The following is a 19,332-nucleotide window of genomic DNA, read 5'->3' as shown; positions in this document are numbered from 1 at the left end:
GTTGTTTTTTTACCAATCACGTGACCGAATGGATTTTGCTGCAATCGAATCCAAAACCCAACAATTATTTGACAAATGGGTACATACGCAAACCCAAAAAAATGGACAAAATGATGCTAAAAAATCTTAAAAAAAGGTTCATAATACCTGTAGTTGCTGTGGGTGTTTTTTTTATAGGCACAGGTTTCAAAGATGATTTTTTTGAAATCGCTAAACAAATTGAAATCTTCACCAACTTATTTAAAACGGTCAATCAAAACTATGTGGATGAGGTAAATCCTGCCGAGTTGATGGACAAAGCAATTAAAAGCATGTTGGCCGATCTCGATCCCTACACGAACTATTTCAACGAACAAGACGTTGTAAAATTTAAAATCAATAATACGGGAGAATATACAGGTATTGGTGCGATGATTTCTCGTAAAGAAGATAAACTCATCATCAAAGAGCCCTACAAAGGTTATCCTGCCGATAAAGCCGGACTGAAAGCTGGGGATGCTATTATCCAAATTGGAGATGTGCTGTTGTCTGACTTTAAAGACGATGCTTCGCAATTATTAAAAGGGGCAAAAAACACTAAAGTTGACATCAAATTCATTCGACAAGGTAAAACCCAAAATGCAACTATTGTTTTGGACGAAGTTGAAATCAATGCTGTACCCTATTTTGGAATGGTCGACGCAAAAACGGGGTATATTGTGCTTTCTGCCTTTAATCGCAAAACCACAACCGAAACCAAAGAAGCATTAGAAAAATTAAAAAACCAAGGTGCCGAACGGATTATCTTGGATCTTCGCGGTAACCCCGGCGGACTCTTAAACGAAGCTGTGAATGTATGTAGTTTATTTGTACCCAAAGGTGAAACTATTGTGACCACCAAATCTAAAAATGAAAAATACAACGCAACCTACAAAACTACCCGCGAACCCGTAGACCTCAATATTCCCTTAGCGATTATCGTAGATGGCAAAAGCGCCTCGGCTTCTGAAATTGTCTCAGGAGGTTTACAAGACTTAGATCGCGCCGTAATTATCGGAAGTCGTAGTTTTGGCAAAGGATTGGTACAACGTCCGCTGGATATGACCTACGGAACACAGGTAAAAGTTACAATTTCTAGATACTACACTCCTTCTGGGCGCTGTATACAAGCCTTGGATTATGCCCATAAAGACAAAGACGGAAAAGCGCAAAAAGCCAATAAATTTAATGCCTTTAAAACGAAGAAAGGACGAACGGTTTATGATGGTGGAGGAATTCAACCCGATATTGAAATGGGCGAAACCAAAACAAGTACGATAGCCGAAGTATTGCAAAAAAATGATGCGATATTCAACTTTGCAACCGATTATTACTACCGCCATCCCAATTTAGGAAATACAATTCCAACAATAACCGAGGGCGATTTTTCTGATTTTAAAGCCTTTTTGAAAAAAGAAAAAATAAGTTTTGATACAGAAACCGAATTGGCATTGAAAACTACGCTTGAAAAGGCAAAAAAGGAAAATGTAGCCGAAGCAATAAAAGCACCATACGATGCTTTGTTTGCAGCATTACAAAAAAGTGAAGAAGCTCAATTAGACAAAAACCAAACAGAAATCAAGCGTTTACTTTTGGATGAACTAATCCGCCGCTACCAATACAAAGAAGGATTATACCAATATTATATTAAAAATAATACCGAAATTGCGCGCGCCGCTCAACTTTTAGCAAACCCTACAGAATACCAAAAAATACTTCAATAATGTTCCGTTTATTAAAATTGTTACCGCTATTGATTTGCGCAATTGGATTTGCTCAAGAAGAAATTGTACATTCGGTTTACTTTGAATTTGACAAATTCGACATTAATGATAAACAGGCCGCCGATATTGTTACATTTATCAAAGGAACCGACTCAACACGTATTGAATCCATTCAAATCTATGGATATACAGACGACGTAGGAAAAGAAGACTACAACTTTAATCTTTCCAAAAAACGGGCGGGAACCATACAAAATAAGTTATTGGAAAACGGAATTAAAAATAAAATTATTGTAACAATTGAAGGCAAAGGAAAGGTCTTGATTGATGATGATATTGTGGAAAATCTTCCCGAAAAGCGTTCAAAAAATAGACGGGTAGATTTAGTAATTAATTTGCGTGAGTTGCCGAAACTTATTCTTCCGGGATATTACAATATGCTTCAAAAAACTCATGTAGTAGGTGATCATATCATTTTAGATAACATTCTATTTGAAAAAGGAAGTAGTCGTTTAACCGCTAAAGCAAAAGAAGAGTTGGATAAAATCGCATTACTGACTTTACGTTATAAAAACCTTCAATTCGAAATACAAGGTCATGTGTGTTGCACTCCACCAAACCAAAAGGAAGCGATTGATAAAGACACACGAAAACGAAAACTATCGGAAAACCGCGCAATGGCCGTGTATAAATATTTAACTTTTCGGCGCGTTCCTAAAAATCGTATGACCTACAAAGGATATGGTAATACGCAGCCACTTGGAAAAGACCCTCAGTATGACCGTCGGGTAGAATTAGTAATTACCAAAATTTAATTTTTTCGCATCCGGATATGAGGAATGTCATCTTCCAAATAGGTGGGACTTATGACTTCAAATCCGTGGGACTCATAAAATTTTTGTAAATATAATTGGGCAGAAATCGTAATGGGTTGGATTCCAAAGGTGTTATAAACTGCTTGTATAGCAGCCTCCATTAAAGCATGACCGGCATTAATTCTGCGAAAATCGGGATGTACAACTACCCTCCCGATAGAAGTTTCATCAAAATAGGCTCCTTTGTCAAACAAACGCGCGTAGGCCATTAAACAATCGTTTTGATAGCCCAACACATGTAGCGCTTGATCATCTTTGCTATCAATATCCAAATAAACGCAGTTTTGCTCCACGACAAAGACCAATGAGCGCAATTTCATGCATTGGTATAGCTCGTCAAGAGAAAGTTCGTTAAAACGCTTTATTTTAAACTTTGTTTCCATGATTGGTTTTTAAAAATCGGGTTGAACGAATAATCGCTTCCAATTCAAATAGCAAGTCGCGTTTCTTTTTGGAGGGCGCATAACAAAATCCTTCAATAAATATAACCCGTTGATTGGCTTGATCAATAATGGCATAATTGATAAAGGGGCCACCCATAAAATCATGCGAAAGTTCCCATGTGCCCCGAGTTTCAAATGCAGTATGTTTATAAATCTGTGTTTCGGTTTGATAGGGCGTAAAGGCCTTTTCTGTCATCATGTAGGTTCGTGGCACAGCCCCATGAATATAAATTCGACCAATAGAATCACGAATTTTAATAATCTTTCGTGGGTTGATTTTTTTATTCTTCAAAACGGATAGCGGCAATTGATAAAAAACAAGACTCAAATTACCACTGGTGATTTCCTTTTTCAACCAAATAAAACGTTTTCCTCCCATAACCATTCGATATCTGGCGGGAATATCCAATGAAATTCCAAATCGTTCTGCAATTTTTTCAGTATTCATCAGTGTATCTCTTTTGAGCCACTGTTGGTAAACTTTAATTTCAGACTCTTTAATCCGTTTGATAATTAACGAATCGTTTTGATGTATGGAATCTAAAAGTTCTTGCACAGAGCGTCCAGAAATATGAACAACAATCTGAGGGTTGGCATACTCATTTTCTTGAAAACGAATCTGACTCTTATCTTCGCGTTTAATGATAATGATGTTACGGCTATTGGAGGTAAATCCTTCTAATAATTTTACCGGATATTGATTTAGCGAAAGCACCGGTTCTTCTTGAGGTAATCCTAAAAAAGGAGCCGCTAAAGTATTTCGCAAAGTATCTCCTACTTCACCGTTCCATAGCGGGTCATCAATCAAGACTGTAACTTGATTGGGTTTAGAGAACGTAGTAGGATCATTTTTTATTTTTTTTTTTGAACAAGAAACACCCAAAAATAGGATTCCAAAATATAAAAAAAGGGCTTTATTCATATACAAATAAAGCCCAAAGATAGTATGTTTTTAAAAATTATCCGTTGATTTTTAACTTCATTCCTGGCGTAATACTTTCTCCTTTAATGTTGTTCCAACGTTTGATATCGGCAATGGTAACCCCAGGAAATTTTTTAGAAATACTAAATAACGAATCTCCTTTTCGAACGCGGTATAGGGTTTCTTTCGTTTTATTAGTCGCCACTGCAGTTTTAGTTTTACTAGAACGAGTGATTTCTGTTTTATTTACCACCAATTTTTCGCCTACTTGAAGTGCATTGTCTGTTCGATTATTCCACGCTTTCAATTGGTCTACTGTTGTGTTGTATTTTTTAGCAATTAATGCTAAGTTATCGCCACGACCAACCGTATATTCCTCCGTGCGAATTTCCTTTTTTGGAGCAACATCCTCTTCACGGACTTGAGCAACAGCATCGCTTGAAATAATTAATTGCGTTCCCAACTTTGCCGTATTATCAATTAGATTATTCCATGCTTTTAATTGGTCAACTGTCGTGTTGTATTTTTTGGCTATGGTCGAAAGATTATCTCCTTTTGCAACCACATAATAGTTCACAGACTTTGTTGAATCTTGAATACCAATGGTTTTAATTTTTTCAACAGTGTTGGACTTATCATTCGTAACTAAAGCATCATTGCGATTGGTTGAGGGAACTCTAACCTCTTTTCGAACGGTAGTAACTAATTTTTCATTTTTAATAATCTTAAGTTTATCACCAATACCGATATTATTTCCTTTAATTTTATTCCACTTGCGCAATTCAGCTACTGATACATTGTATTTACCAGCAATAGCGCCCAACACATCACCACTTTTTACATTGTGATACTTCACAACGTCTTTATTAACGACCACTTTTTCGGTTTTATAAATGGTCTCATATTTAAGATCTGTGGCTTTATCGGGAGAGGCAATTGCTTTTGGAATAGAATCTTTTACTACTTCATTCTTACTGTTTTTTACAACAATTTCCTCGGGCATTTTGATTTTTAATCGGCGACCCACTGGAGCACGGTCGCTTTTTAAGCGGTTCCAACGTTTAATATCGGTCACCGTTACATCATATTGTGCTGCAATCGCCGTGAGATTGTCTCCTCTTCGTACTTTGTGATAACGTGTTTTAGTGATAAAATCCTGTTTTAAAGCAGCGATTGCTGAAGTATCCTTTGGTCGATTAATTTGTTCGAAAGGACGCTCACGAAGGTCGGCTTCATGTTTAACATAAGCATAAATTTTCTCTTCGTTGGACGTAAACATCGCAACCTTGTCTTTAGGTAGTCGAATATACTGCTGTTGACCCGAAATGGCAGGTATTTCTTTCCGCTTAAAAGAAGGGTTAAAGAATTGTATTTCATTTACAGGAATATCCAGTAAATCAGAAAGCTGTTTAAATGTTATATGATTTTTAATGTGAATCGTGTCTGTAGCAAAATGATTGGCAATCGCTTTATTGGGCACAATTCCATGTTCTTTGTGGTATTCAAAAATATACATGGTGGCTAAAAAAGCTGGCACATAACCCTGAGTTTCCTTCGGTAGATTTTTGCGAATATTCCAATAGTTTTGTTGACCCCCTGAACGACGAATGGCTTTTGCAACATTTCCTGGACCTGAGTTGTATGAAGCCAAAACCAAATCCCAATCACCAAAAATTTGATACATATTTTTCATGTATTGTGAAGCGGCTTGACTGGCTTTGATGGGGTCACTTCGTTCATCAACATAGGTGGTAATATTCAAACCATACTGTTTCCCGGTTTGATACATAAACTGCCACAAACCCGTTGCGCCTACTCGAGATACGGCCAAAGGATTCAGTGCAGATTCAACGATCGAAAGGTATTTGATTTCTAATGGAATATTGTTTTTTGCCATTTCCTCCTCAAAGATGGGGAAGTAAAATTGTGAAATACCCATTAACCGCTCAAAATGTTTTTTTCGGTTTTTTAAAAACGACTTAATAACATTTTCCAAACCGGGATTGTATTCAATATTGAAAGGCGACTTTTCATCCAAACGCTTTAGCCGTTCTTTTAATACTTCGGTAGGTAATTCATAATCAACAGGCTGATCAATATTAACATTTTTAATATCTTCTAGCATGGTGTTGTAAATGTCCAAAGAGGTTAGCTCTTTCATCCACATACTGTCGATGCACGAAGCCATTTCATCATGTACAAAAGTGGCTTTAATAGAATCCAGATAAGAACGTTTAATTTCTTTTTTCACCACGGTATCTTGAGTAACCGTATTCACTTGGGCAAATAATGCCGCTGAAGTGCAAAACAAGAATACAGTAATCCGATTTTTTAAAGTCATGTAGTTAATTTTAAAATAGTATCTATCAAGTATTTAGATTTTTACAAAAGTAAATCCTCTAACGTAAAAAAATACTTATTTATTGTTAAAAGTAAAATTGTTAATCTAAAATAGCCTGGATTCCGGGTAATGTTCTTCCCTCTAACATTTCCAACATGGCACCGCCGCCTGTAGAAACATAGCTCATGCGTCCCTCTAAGCCAAACTGTTTAACTGCAGCAACTGAATCGCCTCCGCCAACAAGAGAGAATGCACCGTTTGCTGTAGATTCGGCTATATATTCGCCCAACGTAAGTGTGCCTTTCGCAAAATTTTCCATTTCAAACACTCCTAGGGGGCCGTTCCATAAAATGGTTTTGGAATTCATGATAACCGACTTAAAATTCTCCAACGAACGTGGACCAGCGTCTAATCCTTGCCAGCCATCGGGGATTTCACGAACATCTACTATTTGGGTGTGAGCATCATTTTTAAAAGCGTCTGCCGCTACCGCATCAACCGGAAGGTGAACCTGAACGTTTTTCTCTTTTGCTTTGTGCAAAAGCGCTAAAGCTAAATCCAATTTGTCGTTTTCACAGATAGAATTTCCTACTTGACCACCAAGAGCTTTGATAAAAGTAAAGGTCATTCCTCCACCAATAATCATATGGTCAACTTTATCTAAAATATTTTCGATAACTGTAATTTTTGAGGACACTTTTGACCCTCCTAAAACAGCAGTAACCGGCTTTACGGAATGATTCAAAACACGATTTAAGCTATCAATTTCTTTGGCGAGCAATAAGCCAAAACATTTGTTGTTTGGAAAAAATTGGGCTATAATTGTTGTAGAAGCATGGGCGCGATGTGCTGTTCCAAACGCATCGTTTACATAAATATCGCCTAGGATAGCCAACTCTTTTGAAAAGTCAACATCTCCGGCTTCTTCTTCCGAATAAAAACGAAGGTTTTCCAACAATAATACTTCACCGGGTTTTAAATTGGCCGCTGCATTTTGAGCAACTTCGCCACAACAATCGGTTGCAAATTGAACCGGAACACCTAATACTTCGGACGTTTTGGAAACAATATGACGCAAGGAGTACTGATCCTCTTTACCTTTCGGACGCCCTAAATGCGACATTAAAATCGCACTTCCACCATCGGCAAGTATTTTTGCAATTGTCGGCTGTGCAGCTTCAATTCGGTTGGCATCAGTTACGTTGAAATTTTCATCCAAAGGAACATTAAAATCTACACGGATTAAAGCCTTTTTGCCTCTAAAATTGAAGTCATTTAACGTTTTCATACCTCGTATTAATTTACATTTTCTGCTTGCAAATATAAGTATTAAAACGGTTTAAGGAAAGTGCAACTAGATACTGGCCGCTTTTAGCGATTGGAAAGAAGGTAAAAAGGAAGTAGAGAGTACCTGTGTGTTTGAATATAAAATTCTCAGTTTAGCGCTTGATTAAAAATTGATAGGTATAATCGAATTGGTGGTTTTCTATGAAACATTTTAAAGAAGATTTCCTTAAATTTTAGTTTTGGAGCTCCTAGGATTTCCGGTTTTATTCGGTTTTTTCTACTATATTTGCTTATGTTATTTTCTGAAATTTTAGGTCACGAACATCTTAAAAATCACTTGATTAGAACCGCATCTTTGGGTCGTATTCCCCATGCGCAATTGTTTGTTGGTCCAGAAGGAAGCGGCACATTGCCTTTAGCGATTGCCTACGCACAATATATTATTTGTGGGAATTCTAGCACTGAAAACACCGGAGGGAATGAGGCATGTAATTTAAAATTCAACCAATTGGGCCACCCCGACTTGCATTTTGTTTATCCAACCGTGACAAACGAAGAAGTAAAATCAAAACCTAAAAGCTTAGATTTTCTAAAAGAATGGCGTCAATTTGTTAGCGAGAGTCCTTACGGAGGATTGTTTGATTGGTACAAATTGTTGGATGTTAAAAACAAACAAGGAGAAATTCGGGTTGATGATGCGCAAGAAATAGTAAAGGCATTAGCTTTAAAATCGCACGAAGGTGGATACAAGGTGATGGTTATTTGGATGGCTGAAAAAATGAATATTGCAGCCGCAAATAAACTGTTGAAATTATTAGAAGAACCTACCGATAAAACTGTTTTTCTATTAATTTCAGAAAATGAAGAAGATATTCTTCAAACGATTCGATCACGATGTCAAGTGGTACATTGCAATGGTGTACCCGCTGCAGACATAACCGATGCCTTGATTTCAAGAGAAAACACAGATGCAAAAACAGCCCAAAAAATAGCACATCAAGCACAAGGAAATTATAACAAAGCGTTGAAACTTATTCGGCAAGAAGATGAAGATTTTCCTTTTGAGCAATGGTTTGTGCAATGGGTTCGCGCGGCCTTTAGGGCGAAAGGAAATGCAACGGCTATTCATGATTTAATCGCTTGGAGTGAAGAGATTGCGGGGCTGGGGAGAGAAACTCAAAAAAAATTCTTGAATTTCTGCATTGACATGTTTCGACAAGCGCTTCTTTTAAACTATCAAGCAACCGATTTAGTGTATTTAGAACCGCAAGTTGCCAATTTTCAATTGGAAAAATTTGCGCCATTTGTAACCGGAAATAACATTGAAGAAATTTTTAAAGAACTCGCAGAGGCAACCTACTTAATTGAGCGTAATGGAAATGCTAAAATTGTGTTGACCGATTTATCAATAAAATTGACCCGTCTCATTCATAAACATTCGTAGTCATGAATAATATTGCCTCGCTTTTGGTACTTCTTTTTTTGGCCATCACTTTTTTAATGTCAGCACATGAAAAAGTTTTTCATTGGAACGATACGTTGACGCTATTAAAAGGACATTTTAAAAATTCACCTCTTAAAAATTGGGTGGTACAAGTAACTACAATTCTGTTATTAACCGAAATAATTGCGGGTGTTTTTTGTGCAGTTGGTATAGTTCAGCTAGTGGTTAATGGTGAGCGAAACTATGGCTATTATGGAGCAATGTGTTCCTGTATTGCTATTTTGCAAATGTTAGTTGGACAGCGTTTGGCAAAAGATTACGATGGTGCCCGAAATATGGTTATTTACTTTATTCCTGCTGTTTTGGCCGTTTATTGGCTCAGTTAATCCAAGACGCTTTAAACCATTTAATTTCTTCCCAAGTATAGGCTTCACCTACCATTTCTTTAATCTCGCCTATGGGTAAGTGCGCATAATTTTTAAAAACTTCACGCAAACCCAAGCATCTATCTTCAGGTATAACGTCATGAATGAAAAGGTGTTGGCTCTCAATGAGTTTTGTAATATGGCCTTGAATAGTTCCCAAAGTTAACTTTCGTTCAAGGGCAATAGAATCCAACGATAATTGTTTTTTAAAGAGTTCTAAAGTTAGCTCGTAGGTTGCTTTTTTTGTTGTCTTTTTTAGCTTTTTCTGACCATTAACGGAAGGTTCAAGTAAATCGGCCTCTTCTACATCCAATTGTTGCGCTTTAAATCGCTCTAAAGCAATTAATCGTTTGGATTCGCGGTAATTTCTTTGTTCGTCTGAAAGTAAATTTTCTTTAGAAATCGAATTGTTAGTAATTAATAATTGGAGTAGCCGTTTCATTTTCATCAGGCGGTGAATCGCATTAATCATCAATTCGTCTATTTCTGCTACTTCATCCATAAATTCTTTTACTTTTTTAAGGCGTTTTAATTCCTCTAGCTTGAATAAAACATTTTCAGCTATAGTGTCGAAAACAGGAAAAAAATAGGTGTATGCTGCTTCCACCCGTTGTTGAATAAAAATATAATCCGATTGGGATTGAAATAATCGATACAATTGTGCTCTAAATTTCTTCGAATCTTCAGCGATAGCATCCATTTGAGCAACCATTTGATTGGCCCATAAACGTGATTTTGCTTTTGCTGATTTATCGCTCAATTCTAAATACGACAACCCATGTTTTTTTAATGTTTGAAGGAGTTCTTCCCAATCAAATGCTTGTAATAAATAAAAATGCAAATACTTTTGCGTTTCTGTATCCAACGTAATTTTGAGTTGTTCGGCAGTTGCTTTGTGTGTTGCATAGCGAATAACCTCCGGATCGTTTTGAATACCATTCAGTTGTAACGGAGTTTTTAGTACCAAACCTGAGAGACTTCGTAATCTAGAAAATGCAACATAGGCCTGTCCAGGAAGAAAAACTTTGGAAACATCCAAAACAGCCTTATCAAAAGTTAGACCTTGACTTTTATGCACGGTAATTGCCCAGGCTAATTTTATAGGGAAATGGGTAAACGTGCCTATTATTTCTTCCTCAATTTCTTTTGTGGTTTCATTGACTTTGTACCGTATATTTTGCCATTCATAAAGTTCTACTTCAATGGTCACGTCTTCTTCGGGAAAATAAACAAAAATCTCCCGATCAGAAAGGAAATCGACAATCCCAATTTTACCATTAAAGAACCGTTTTTGTGGAGACAAATCATTTTTTATAAACATGATTTGCGCCCCTTTTTTAAGTTCAAGTTTGGGGTCTAATGGGTACATTTTTTCTGGAAAATCATCAACAATATGCGCAGAAAAAGTAAAGTTTCTTTCCTCTATTTTAGCTAATGCATTGGCATTCAAAACATCAGCATTAGTATTGTGTGTCGTTAACGTAATATAACCCGAATGCGCTTGTGGATCAAAATTGGGCTGAACAAATTGGTTTAAGAACTGTATATCATTAACCGTTACCGTATTGTTTCTTAGGTTATTAAGCACTTCAATGAAGGCTACGTCTGTTTGCCTAAATATTTTACCTAATTCTACATATAAAGGTGGATGGGATTCTAAAACTAAGGCGTTGAAAAAGAACTTTCCTCGATAATAATTACGCAATACCTCCCATTCATCATCTTTTATTACGGGGGGTAATTGCATTAAATCCCCTATAAAAAGGAGTTGAACACCACCAAAAATTCGCTCATTTCTTCGTACAAATTGCAAAATAAAATTTATTGCATCCAAAACGTCAGCTCGGAGCATACTGACTTCATCGATAATTAAAAGCTCAAGATTGCGAAGTACAGCTTGTTTCGTTGCATTCATTTTAAAATGCCTCTTTAATGTTGCTTGCGATTCAAACTTTGAAATTGATGTAACCTTTGGAATTGATTGATCGGGAATAAACGCCGCGAAGGGCAATTGAAACAAGGAATGAATGGTCACGCCACTAGCATTTAATGCGGCAATACCCGTTGGTGCTGCAACTGCTGTGTTTTTATGGGTAGTGGCAATAATTTCGCGTAACAGGGTCGTTTTTCCTGTACCTGCTTTGCCTGTAAGAAACAAAGACTTATTGGTCTGGTTGATAAATTGAAGTACATATTGTGCTTCGGCTGATATAAATTCCATGGCTTATAATTTAAAAATCAAAGATACAAAGTTGCGTTCATAAACAAAAAAAGCCCTGATAATTCGGGCTTTTGAAATTGAAGTTAATTATAATTATTTTTTAGAATCTTCTTTTTTGGCTACAGGCTTTTCTTCTTTTTTATCTTCCGTTTTATATTTATCATTCACTAATTTAATAATCTCTTTCGTGATATCATATTGGTCTTTCGCATACAAAACCGTTGCTGATTCACCAGTTCCGTAGACGTAATCATACCCTTTTTCTTTTCCATATGTTTTGATCATCTTTTTGTAGCGTGCAACTAATGTATCCATTTCAACACCATGTTCACCTTGAACTTGTTGCGCAACCATTTGGCTAGCATATTGAATTTCTTGTTCTCTTTGTTGTAATTCACCATATTTTTGTTGAGCCCAAGCTTGACCATTTTTTTGAGCATTTGCTGTAAAACTATTTTGCTCCGATTTTAATCGATCTGCTTCCACTTTAATGCGCGAACCTTTTTCTTCCAAAATACTTTCATATTTTGCTTTTAAATCTTTGGCTTCTGTAGATTCTTCCAATAATTTATTTGTGTCGATGTAGGCGGTTTTGAAATCTTTTGCTTCCGTAGACTTTTGACATGAAATCATGGCAGCTGCCATAAAAATTCCTAGAATGATTTTCTTCATTGAAATTAAATAATTTGTTGTTGTCAAAAGTAAAAAAAAAATCGGTTGTAACTTTTATGATTAAATTTTAATTAGAACAAATAAAATAGTTTTTGATTATCGTTAGCAATACAAAAATAAGTAATTGCTATTATTTTTGACTTAAAATAAAGCGATTTAAGCCAGTTTTGGAAGGTTTGTGTGGTAATAGTTGCTTGGCGTAAAAATTGTTTATTGTTGGCTTTTTATTGTGTTTTTTACTTGTTTTTTAGGATATAAATATGTGAGGAATATTCTTTTTTTCGATTTCCATACCAATTAGATCGCAAACCATTAAAAAAAGCTTTTATAAAATTCATCTTGCCGTTTTTATATTTTTCAGATAATAAGGAAACATAAAAACTATCAAATTTCATTGGGATAACTTTTTTCAATTCCATATCTTTTGTAGCAAATATTTTTTGAATAGCCGTTTTAGAAAAATGCCACAAATGAATAGGAACATCATACGCGGCCCAATACTCTAGATATAGTTTTGCATCCAATGAATTGAAATTTGGCACAGCAATAATTATCGTTCCATTGGGTTTTAGTAATCGCTTTAATTCGTCCAATTGATGATTTAAATCGGGCACATGTTCTAAAACATGCCACATCGTGATCACATCAAAAGAATGGTCAGGTAATAACCCTATTGCTGTTTCAATATGTATTCCTTTTTTTTGAGCAATTGCCTTTGCTTTATCGCTAGGTTCAATTCCGGTGACTTGCCATCCATTTTTTTTACAAATTAAAAGAAACTCACCTGTTCCCGCTCCAATATCTAATAATGTTCCTTTTGAACTTAAAGAATGAATCAAATGGAGTTTATTTTTTAGTGCAATACCTTTAATAAAATGATATAGTTTTTCAAAAAACGAACGCTTACCATCAGTATGAGAGATATAATCATCACTCTCATAATACGAAGGCAGTTTGTCTAAAGTAGGTTGTGGATGGGTAACCAGCATATCAAACTGCTCATCTTTCCACAACTCAAATAGTTCTCCAGATACCGAATGGTCTTTTACTTTTAAAACTAATTTATCTTTAGAAAAATTCATCTTATATTAGTATTGATAAGGGTTTAAGACATTTGTTTCACGTGAAACATTAGCGTCCCATGTAAATTAATAAAATAGAAATATCTGCGGGTGATACACCACTAATTCGTGAAGCTTGTGAAATAGTAACTGGTCGAATTGCCGTTAATTTTTGTTTAGCCTCAATAGATAATGAATGTACTTTATAAAAATCGAAGTTTTCTGGGATTTTCATTTCTTCCAATCGGGTCAATTTTTCAGCATTATTGCGTTCTTTTTCGATATAACCCGAATATTTTAATTGAATTTCTGCCTGTTCAACAATTTCATCATCCAAATTATTTTCAGAAATATACGATTTGACTTTTTCAAACCGTAAAATATCATCTAAATCAATTTGTGGTCTAGCGAATACTTTAAACATTCGGTCGGTTTGATTCATAGGAGTACTTCCTTTTTCAACCAAAATTGGATTCGCTTCCTCGGGAGTAATACTGTTTTCTTTGAAATAATCCAACATAGCATTACTTTTTGATAATTTCTCTTCCATTCGGAATAATCGCTCATCAGAAGCCAAGCCAATAGCGTGCGATAGCGGTGTTAAACGGAAATCCGCATTGTCTTGGCGTAATAACGTGCGATATTCAGCCCTTGAAGTAAACATTCGATAAGGCTCTTCTGTTCCCTTCGTTATTAAATCATCTATTAAAACGCCTATATAGGCTTGATCCCGTTTTAAAATGAGAGATTCCTTATCATTGATTTTCAAATGTGCATTAATTCCAGCCATAATACCCTGAGAAGCGGCTTCCTCATAACCCGTTGTTCCATTGATTTGACCTGCAAAATATAGGTTTTCAACCAACTTAGTTTCTAAGGTGTGTTTTAATTGTGTTGGTGGAAAATAATCATATTCAATCGCATACCCGGGTCTGAAAAACTTAACGTTTTCAAAACCTGCAACTGTACGCAGCGCTTGATATTGAATATCTTCTGGAAGCGAAGTTGAAAATCCATTTACATACACCTCAACCGTATTCCAACCTTCCGGCTCGATAAATAATTGATGTCGGTCTTTGTCTGCAAAACGATTAATTTTATCTTCAATTGAAGGACAATAACGCGGACCTATACTTTTTATTCTACCATTAAACATCGGCGACCGATCAAAACCATCACGTAAAATCGCATGAACTTCGGGGGAAGTGTACGTTACATGACAAAGACGCTGTTCTGTGAGTGGGCGGGTTATGTTGGAATAAGAAAACTTTGCTGGTAATTGGTCCCCTGGCTCTTCTCTCATTTTTGAATAGTCCAATGAACGTCCATCAACCCTTGGTGGTGTACCGGTTTTCATACGTCCAGCCTCAAAACCCAATTCAACTAGATCTTCGGTTATTCCAGTTGAAGCGGTTTCTCCAGCACGGCCACCACCAAATTGTTTTTCACCAATATGAATTAATCCGTTAAGAAAAGTTCCATTAGTAAGTATTACAGATTTTGATTTTATTTCAATTCCAAGAGCTGTTCGAACACCTGTTACTTTGCCATTTTTAACCAATAGCCCTTTTATCATTTCTTGATAGAAATCTAAGTTTGGAGTGTTTTCAAGCATTAGTCGCCACTCTTCAGAAAACCGCATACGATCCGACTGAACCCTTGGGGACCACATTGCTGGTCCTTTTGATTTATTCAACATTTTGAATTGAATTGCTGTTTTATCAGAAACAATTCCCGAATAACCACCAAGAGCATCAATTTCTCTAACAATTTGCCCTTTTGCAATACCACCCATCGCAGGGTTACAAGACATCTGAGCGATATTTTGCAGACTCATCGTAACAAGCAATGTTTTGCTCCCTAAATTTGCAGCTGCGGCTGCGGCCTCACAACCCGCATGTCCGGCGCCTACAACAATAACATCATACGTTGAAAACATACTTACTGTCTAAAGTTCCACGTGGAACGATTTTTAAAAATTGACATTTTGAACTTATGCTTGTTCCACGTGGAACATTGCAATTTTTTCATTTTCTTTTAGTCGCATCTCTTGACTATCCGCTTCTAATTTATCTTTATAACCGCAATAATGCAAAATTCCATGAGCCATTACCCGTAATAATTCATTTTGAAAGGAAACATTAAAGGTATTGGCGTTTTCCATTACTCGATCTATGGAAATAAAAATATCACCGTGCAATTCGTTTGCAAGAGAATAATCAAAGCTTATAATATCTGTATAATAATCATGGTCTAAATACCGCTGATTAATGTCAAGAAGATACTCGTCATCACAAAAAATAAAATTTAGCTCACCTTCTGTTTTGTTTTCAGAAATGATTATTTGCTGAATCCATTTTTCATACACGGGCTCTAACTCTAATTTGAAATCGGATTCGTAATTAAAACTAATCATTGCTTTTTAAATATTCTTGAACTTTGCGATTATAAACAGGCCGCAAAGGTAAGGTTTGTCTATTTAAAATCTCAATACTATTTAAATATTCCTGTAGTCGAAGTGGTATTGGATTAGCAGTGTTTCTAAAATCCTTTTTATTGGTTTCGGATTGGCGCTTCTTCTCTTCGCCTTGTTGTTGAATTGCTTTTTGAAGCTTAAGCATTTCATACTTTAAATTCAATGCGCGTTGGAGCACTTCATTGTCAAAACCCTTGTTTATTAATTGCTTTTCTATTGTTTTCATTTGGTTCAAAGCGTTTTGTCCTTGTCCGCCTAAACCTTGTTTATTAAGCTCTTTTTCAAGCGCTTCCCGAAGCTGTTGCTGCTCCTTGTAAATATCCATTATTGCTCTAGCATTGCCTTCACCCTCTTGACCATCTTCACCCTCATTGTTTCCGGATCCTGACCCACCTTTTTTACCTGCTTGGCCTTGATTACCTTGGCCGTTATTTGAATTAGGATTGTTTCCGGATTGACCCTGACCTTCTTTTCCTCCGGGCTTTTGGCCTTTATTACCTTCCTTTCCTTCACCTGGTTGTTGACCCTTCTTCATGCCCTTTTTCATTTTTTCAGCCAATCCCTCTTGCTTTTGAATAATGTCGGGTAATTGCATGCCCTGGCCTTGACCGGGTTTTGGTTTACCTTTTCCAGCACCTGCCATAGACATAGACATTTGCATACCGTTTAAAATACTAGCCAATAAATCTGCTAACTTATTAGCTGAAGAGACCGCAAATTGTTGGTGGGATGTTCCTTTAGACACATTTGCATCGGCTAAATTATCTATTGCTTTGTCTATATTATATTGAGCGTTACCCACTTCTTTTGTAATGTCCTCAGCAATTTTAGGATTTCGTAATGACATCGCAAAAAGACTATCATCAACGTGTTTAAATTGTAATTTTAAATCCTGTTGCGCTTTTAAATATTTATTAAATGATGGAGCGCCTCGTTTCATGCCTTTGAAATTCTTCAAGACCTCTTCTTGAGAAAATGAATAGGCAACTAAATTATCTATAATCTGCCGCAACATTTCAATATCTTCATCCATCTGCTCCATTTCACCAGCTTCCATAGAAGCGCCCATATCTAAACTCATTTGTTTCATTTTCTGAGCAGCGCTTTTCTGCTTGGGTTTTGCACCCGACTTCGAATTTTTCTCTAATTGATCTTTGGCTTGCTGTAAATCTTTTTCGATATTCTTCTCCGTAGACTCTGTATTTGGTAGTTCTAAGGGAGATTTTAATTCATTGTTCTCTTTTTGAAGTTCATCCATTTCTTTTTGAATGGCATCAAATTCTTTGTTAACTTCTTCTTGCTTATTGGCAGAATTTTCTTTGTCATTTTCTGCTAATTTATCTTGCTTTTCTGAAAGTTTATCTAATTTATCGGCAAGTTGTTCCGCCTTTTTTTCAACATAATATTTCTTTGTTAACTCAACTAATTGTTGTAAATTTTTGGTTTGATTTTTAGACTGTTGTTTCAATTGATCCATCTTTTCAAACAATGCTTCTTTTTGAATTTTTTCGTTCAATTTTTGAAGTTCTTCTAATAACTTTTTATTCTTTTCAAAATCTTTATCAAGCTTTTCTAATCGTTCTTTCAACAATTCTTTGGTTTCATCCTTTTTGTCAGATTTCATTTTATCCAAATTGTCTTTCATTTTCTCTGAAAATTCTTTCATCATCGCGTCTTGGTTCTTTTGACGCTGAATAAAATCATTTACTTTTTGTTGTTCTTTAAATTCTAATTGCTCTTTTTCTTTACTCATTTTTTGCAATTTGTCCATTTCGTTAAACTGCTTTTCTTGAGTTTTAAGCGACTTTTCTAAAGAATTAATGTTTTGGTTTTGTTGTTGTAATAACTGGTCTTCTTTTTCGCTTTCCGTACTTTCACGGTGTGAAAAAACCATTGATTTTGTCGACTTATAGTGGTGCAATACATCATTATCAAAAACTTCAAAATAATATTCATAAGGAATTCCCGCTTGAATAGGTAAATCACCTGGGAAAGCATAAATAAAACGATCGTATACATCACGCTTTACTGGGATTAATCCGCGTTTTGCTTCCTGTGAATTATTTTTGGGATAATAGACTACTTGTAATTTGGACAAACCATGGTCGTCCCCTACTTGACCTAATAAATAACCTTTATCCACTTTCAAACTATCAGGCGCATTACCCACAGAAATCGTTGGATATTGATCTGTGATAACCGCAATGTGATAATTTAATTTTTCGTAATTCTTGATTTTTTCGTTGGAAGTACGTATTTGATAATCGGTGTTTTGACTTATACTTTTAGCGAGTATAAATGTATTTTCTGACTTGGCAAAAGGCGTAAATTGAGTTCCGCTAGTCCACAAAACTTTTTGAGTAGCTAACGTTTGCATGCGCCAGGTAATTTTAGTGCCTTCGGGTACAATTGCGTTCCCGGTTCCTTTAACAATTTCAGTCTTTTTATTTAAATATGAAGGAAAACGCATAACCATTTCAAAATTAGCAATAGAGGGTACAGTAACTACTTCTAAGGTGTAATCGCCGGAGGTAACTGCGTTGGCTTCTAAATGAAAATCAAGATTCATTTTAGGTTTTGGAATTACAAACTGAAAAGAGCCAGGGCCGGTTGACTCCATATAATAACTCTCGTCGCCCATAAATATCATAACGTTTTCTGGAACAACTTTTCCCTGGGTTTTCACCTGTAGTAAAAAATCTTTGTTTTGCTCAGTTTGTAGATTCGAATTAGTAATTACAAAACCAAATGGCGCGGGGGGTGTAAATTGCTCACGGTAATTCATTACCCGATTAAAACTTTGGGAGAGTACCTCACTTTTCCCGCTCAACATAAAAAACAATAGGAGAAGAACAGGAATAACCGCTAAAGGAATATATTTTTTATTCGCATAAAAATTAATTGCTTTTGTAAAAGGAATCGGTTGAAGATTTGCGGCCTTTTGTTGTATAGAGGCTACTAAAAGTTCCGATTTGGAAGCGTCTCGAGATAATTGCAAAAAATTAGTAAGCTTATCTCCTACTTCATTAAAATGACTTCCGATAATTTGAGACGCTTGGTTGTAATCAATTCCTTTTTGAAGTTTAAATAATTTAAACAACGGAAAAAAGATGTAACGCATCAATAAAAACAGTTCGACACCTACAAACAAAATAAACAGAAGCGTCCGAGCTGTCGGTTTTAACCAAAGAAAATACTCTATGAATAGCGTAAATAAGAAATATAAAAGACCAAGACCCGTAAAAAAAAGGGATCCACGCAACAGCTCGTTGGTGTAAAACTTCTTAATAAAGTCTTCTAATTTCTGATAAATAACTCCGGATTGATCCGTCATGGTAAATAAATTGTTTATAACCGCTAAAATTACAAAAATTACAAAACATCAAAAGTTAAATAATTGCCAAGTCGCGATTTAAAAAACAA

General features: G+C 35.8%; 14 protein-coding genes. 4 read left to right on the top strand and 10 right to left on the bottom strand.

Going from position 1 to position 19,332, the window contains the following annotated elements; all coding sequences use genetic code 11:
- Positions 1–113 precede the first annotated feature (113 nt).
- Positions 114–1,742 (top strand): S41 family peptidase, encoded by a 1,629-nt coding sequence (locus Q0039_RS02400; protein WP_297508494.1) that lies wholly within the window; start codon positions 114–116, stop codon positions 1,740–1,742.
- Positions 1,742–2,557 (top strand): OmpA family protein, encoded by an 816-nt coding sequence (locus Q0039_RS02395; protein WP_297508489.1) that lies wholly within the window; start codon positions 1,742–1,744, stop codon positions 2,555–2,557. Before Q0039_RS02400 ends, Q0039_RS02395 begins: the two co-directional genes overlap by 1 nt.
- Here the strand turns inward: Q0039_RS02395 and Q0039_RS02390 are convergent.
- From Q0039_RS02390 to Q0039_RS02375, 4 genes are all read right to left on the bottom strand, one after another.
- Complete coding sequence (locus Q0039_RS02390) at positions 2,554–3,000, bottom strand: GNAT family N-acetyltransferase (RefSeq protein ID WP_297508486.1); 447 nt, start codon at positions 2,998–3,000, stop codon at positions 2,554–2,556. The genes Q0039_RS02395 and Q0039_RS02390 overlap by 4 nt on opposite strands.
- A complete protein-coding gene (locus Q0039_RS02385; RefSeq protein WP_297508483.1) occupies positions 2,984–3,982 on the bottom strand; it encodes a DUF4837 family protein in 999 nt (332 codons plus the stop codon). The genes Q0039_RS02390 and Q0039_RS02385 overlap by 17 nt, the downstream gene beginning before the upstream one ends.
- Positions 3,983–4,019: 37 nt before the next feature.
- Entirely contained in the window at positions 4,020–6,323 is a 2,304-nt protein-coding gene (locus tag Q0039_RS02380; RefSeq protein ID WP_297508479.1) for a LysM peptidoglycan-binding domain-containing protein, read from the bottom strand.
- Between the two features lie 100 nt (positions 6,324–6,423).
- Complete coding sequence (locus tag Q0039_RS02375; protein WP_297508478.1) at positions 6,424–7,611, bottom strand: phosphoglycerate kinase; 1,188 nt, start codon at positions 7,609–7,611, stop codon at positions 6,424–6,426.
- 291 nt (positions 7,612–7,902) lie between these two features.
- Between Q0039_RS02375 and Q0039_RS02370 the strand changes: the two genes are divergently transcribed.
- Together Q0039_RS02370 and Q0039_RS02365 are read left to right on the top strand one after the other, a co-directional pair.
- Entirely contained in the window at positions 7,903–9,054 is a 1,152-nt protein-coding gene (locus Q0039_RS02370) for a DNA polymerase III subunit delta' (RefSeq protein ID WP_297508475.1), read from the top strand.
- 2 nt (positions 9,055–9,056) lie between these two features.
- Positions 9,057–9,440 (top strand): DoxX family protein, encoded by a 384-nt coding sequence (locus Q0039_RS02365; protein ID WP_297508472.1) that lies wholly within the window; start codon positions 9,057–9,059, stop codon positions 9,438–9,440.
- On the opposite strand, the gene Q0039_RS02360 is transcribed toward Q0039_RS02365, so the two are convergent.
- From Q0039_RS02360 to Q0039_RS02335, 6 genes are all read right to left on the bottom strand, one after another.
- Positions 9,433–11,700: a helix-turn-helix domain-containing protein gene (locus tag Q0039_RS02360; RefSeq protein WP_297508469.1), complete on the bottom strand. Its 2,268-nt coding sequence runs from the start codon at positions 11,698–11,700 to the stop codon at positions 9,433–9,435. The two genes, Q0039_RS02365 and Q0039_RS02360, sit on opposite strands and share 8 nt — an antisense overlap.
- Positions 11,701–11,793: 93 nt before the next feature.
- The gene (locus Q0039_RS02355; protein ID WP_297508466.1) at positions 11,794–12,372 is read right to left on the bottom strand and encodes an OmpH family outer membrane protein; all 579 of its coding nucleotides are present in this window, start codon (positions 12,370–12,372) and stop codon (positions 11,794–11,796) included.
- A gap of 236 nt (positions 12,373–12,608) precedes the next feature.
- Positions 12,609–13,454 (bottom strand): class I SAM-dependent methyltransferase, encoded by an 846-nt coding sequence (locus tag Q0039_RS02350; protein WP_297508463.1) that lies wholly within the window; start codon positions 13,452–13,454, stop codon positions 12,609–12,611.
- A 49-nt stretch (positions 13,455–13,503) separates the two neighbouring features.
- Positions 13,504–15,372 carry a tRNA uridine-5-carboxymethylaminomethyl(34) synthesis enzyme MnmG gene (gene mnmG / locus Q0039_RS02345; protein ID WP_297508460.1) on the bottom strand — a complete coding sequence of 623 codons (1,869 nt, stop codon included), beginning with the start codon at positions 15,370–15,372 and terminating at the stop codon, positions 13,504–13,506.
- Between the two features lie 54 nt (positions 15,373–15,426).
- Complete coding sequence (ybeY, locus tag Q0039_RS02340; RefSeq protein WP_297508457.1) at positions 15,427–15,849, bottom strand: rRNA maturation RNase YbeY; 423 nt, start codon at positions 15,847–15,849, stop codon at positions 15,427–15,429.
- Positions 15,842–19,243, bottom strand: coding sequence for a DUF4175 family protein (locus Q0039_RS02335; protein ID WP_297508454.1), 3,402 nt, complete (start codon positions 19,241–19,243; stop codon positions 15,842–15,844). The genes ybeY and Q0039_RS02335 overlap by 8 nt, the downstream gene beginning before the upstream one ends.
- Between the last annotated feature and the right edge of the window lie 89 nt (positions 19,244–19,332).

The sequence above is a fragment of the Flavobacterium sp. genome (assembly GCF_027484945.1).
Taxonomy (GTDB): Bacteria; Bacteroidota; Bacteroidia; order Flavobacteriales; family Flavobacteriaceae; genus Flavobacterium.
Note: the sequence above shows the minus strand (reverse complement) of the source record. Positions and strands in the feature narration are given on the sequence as shown.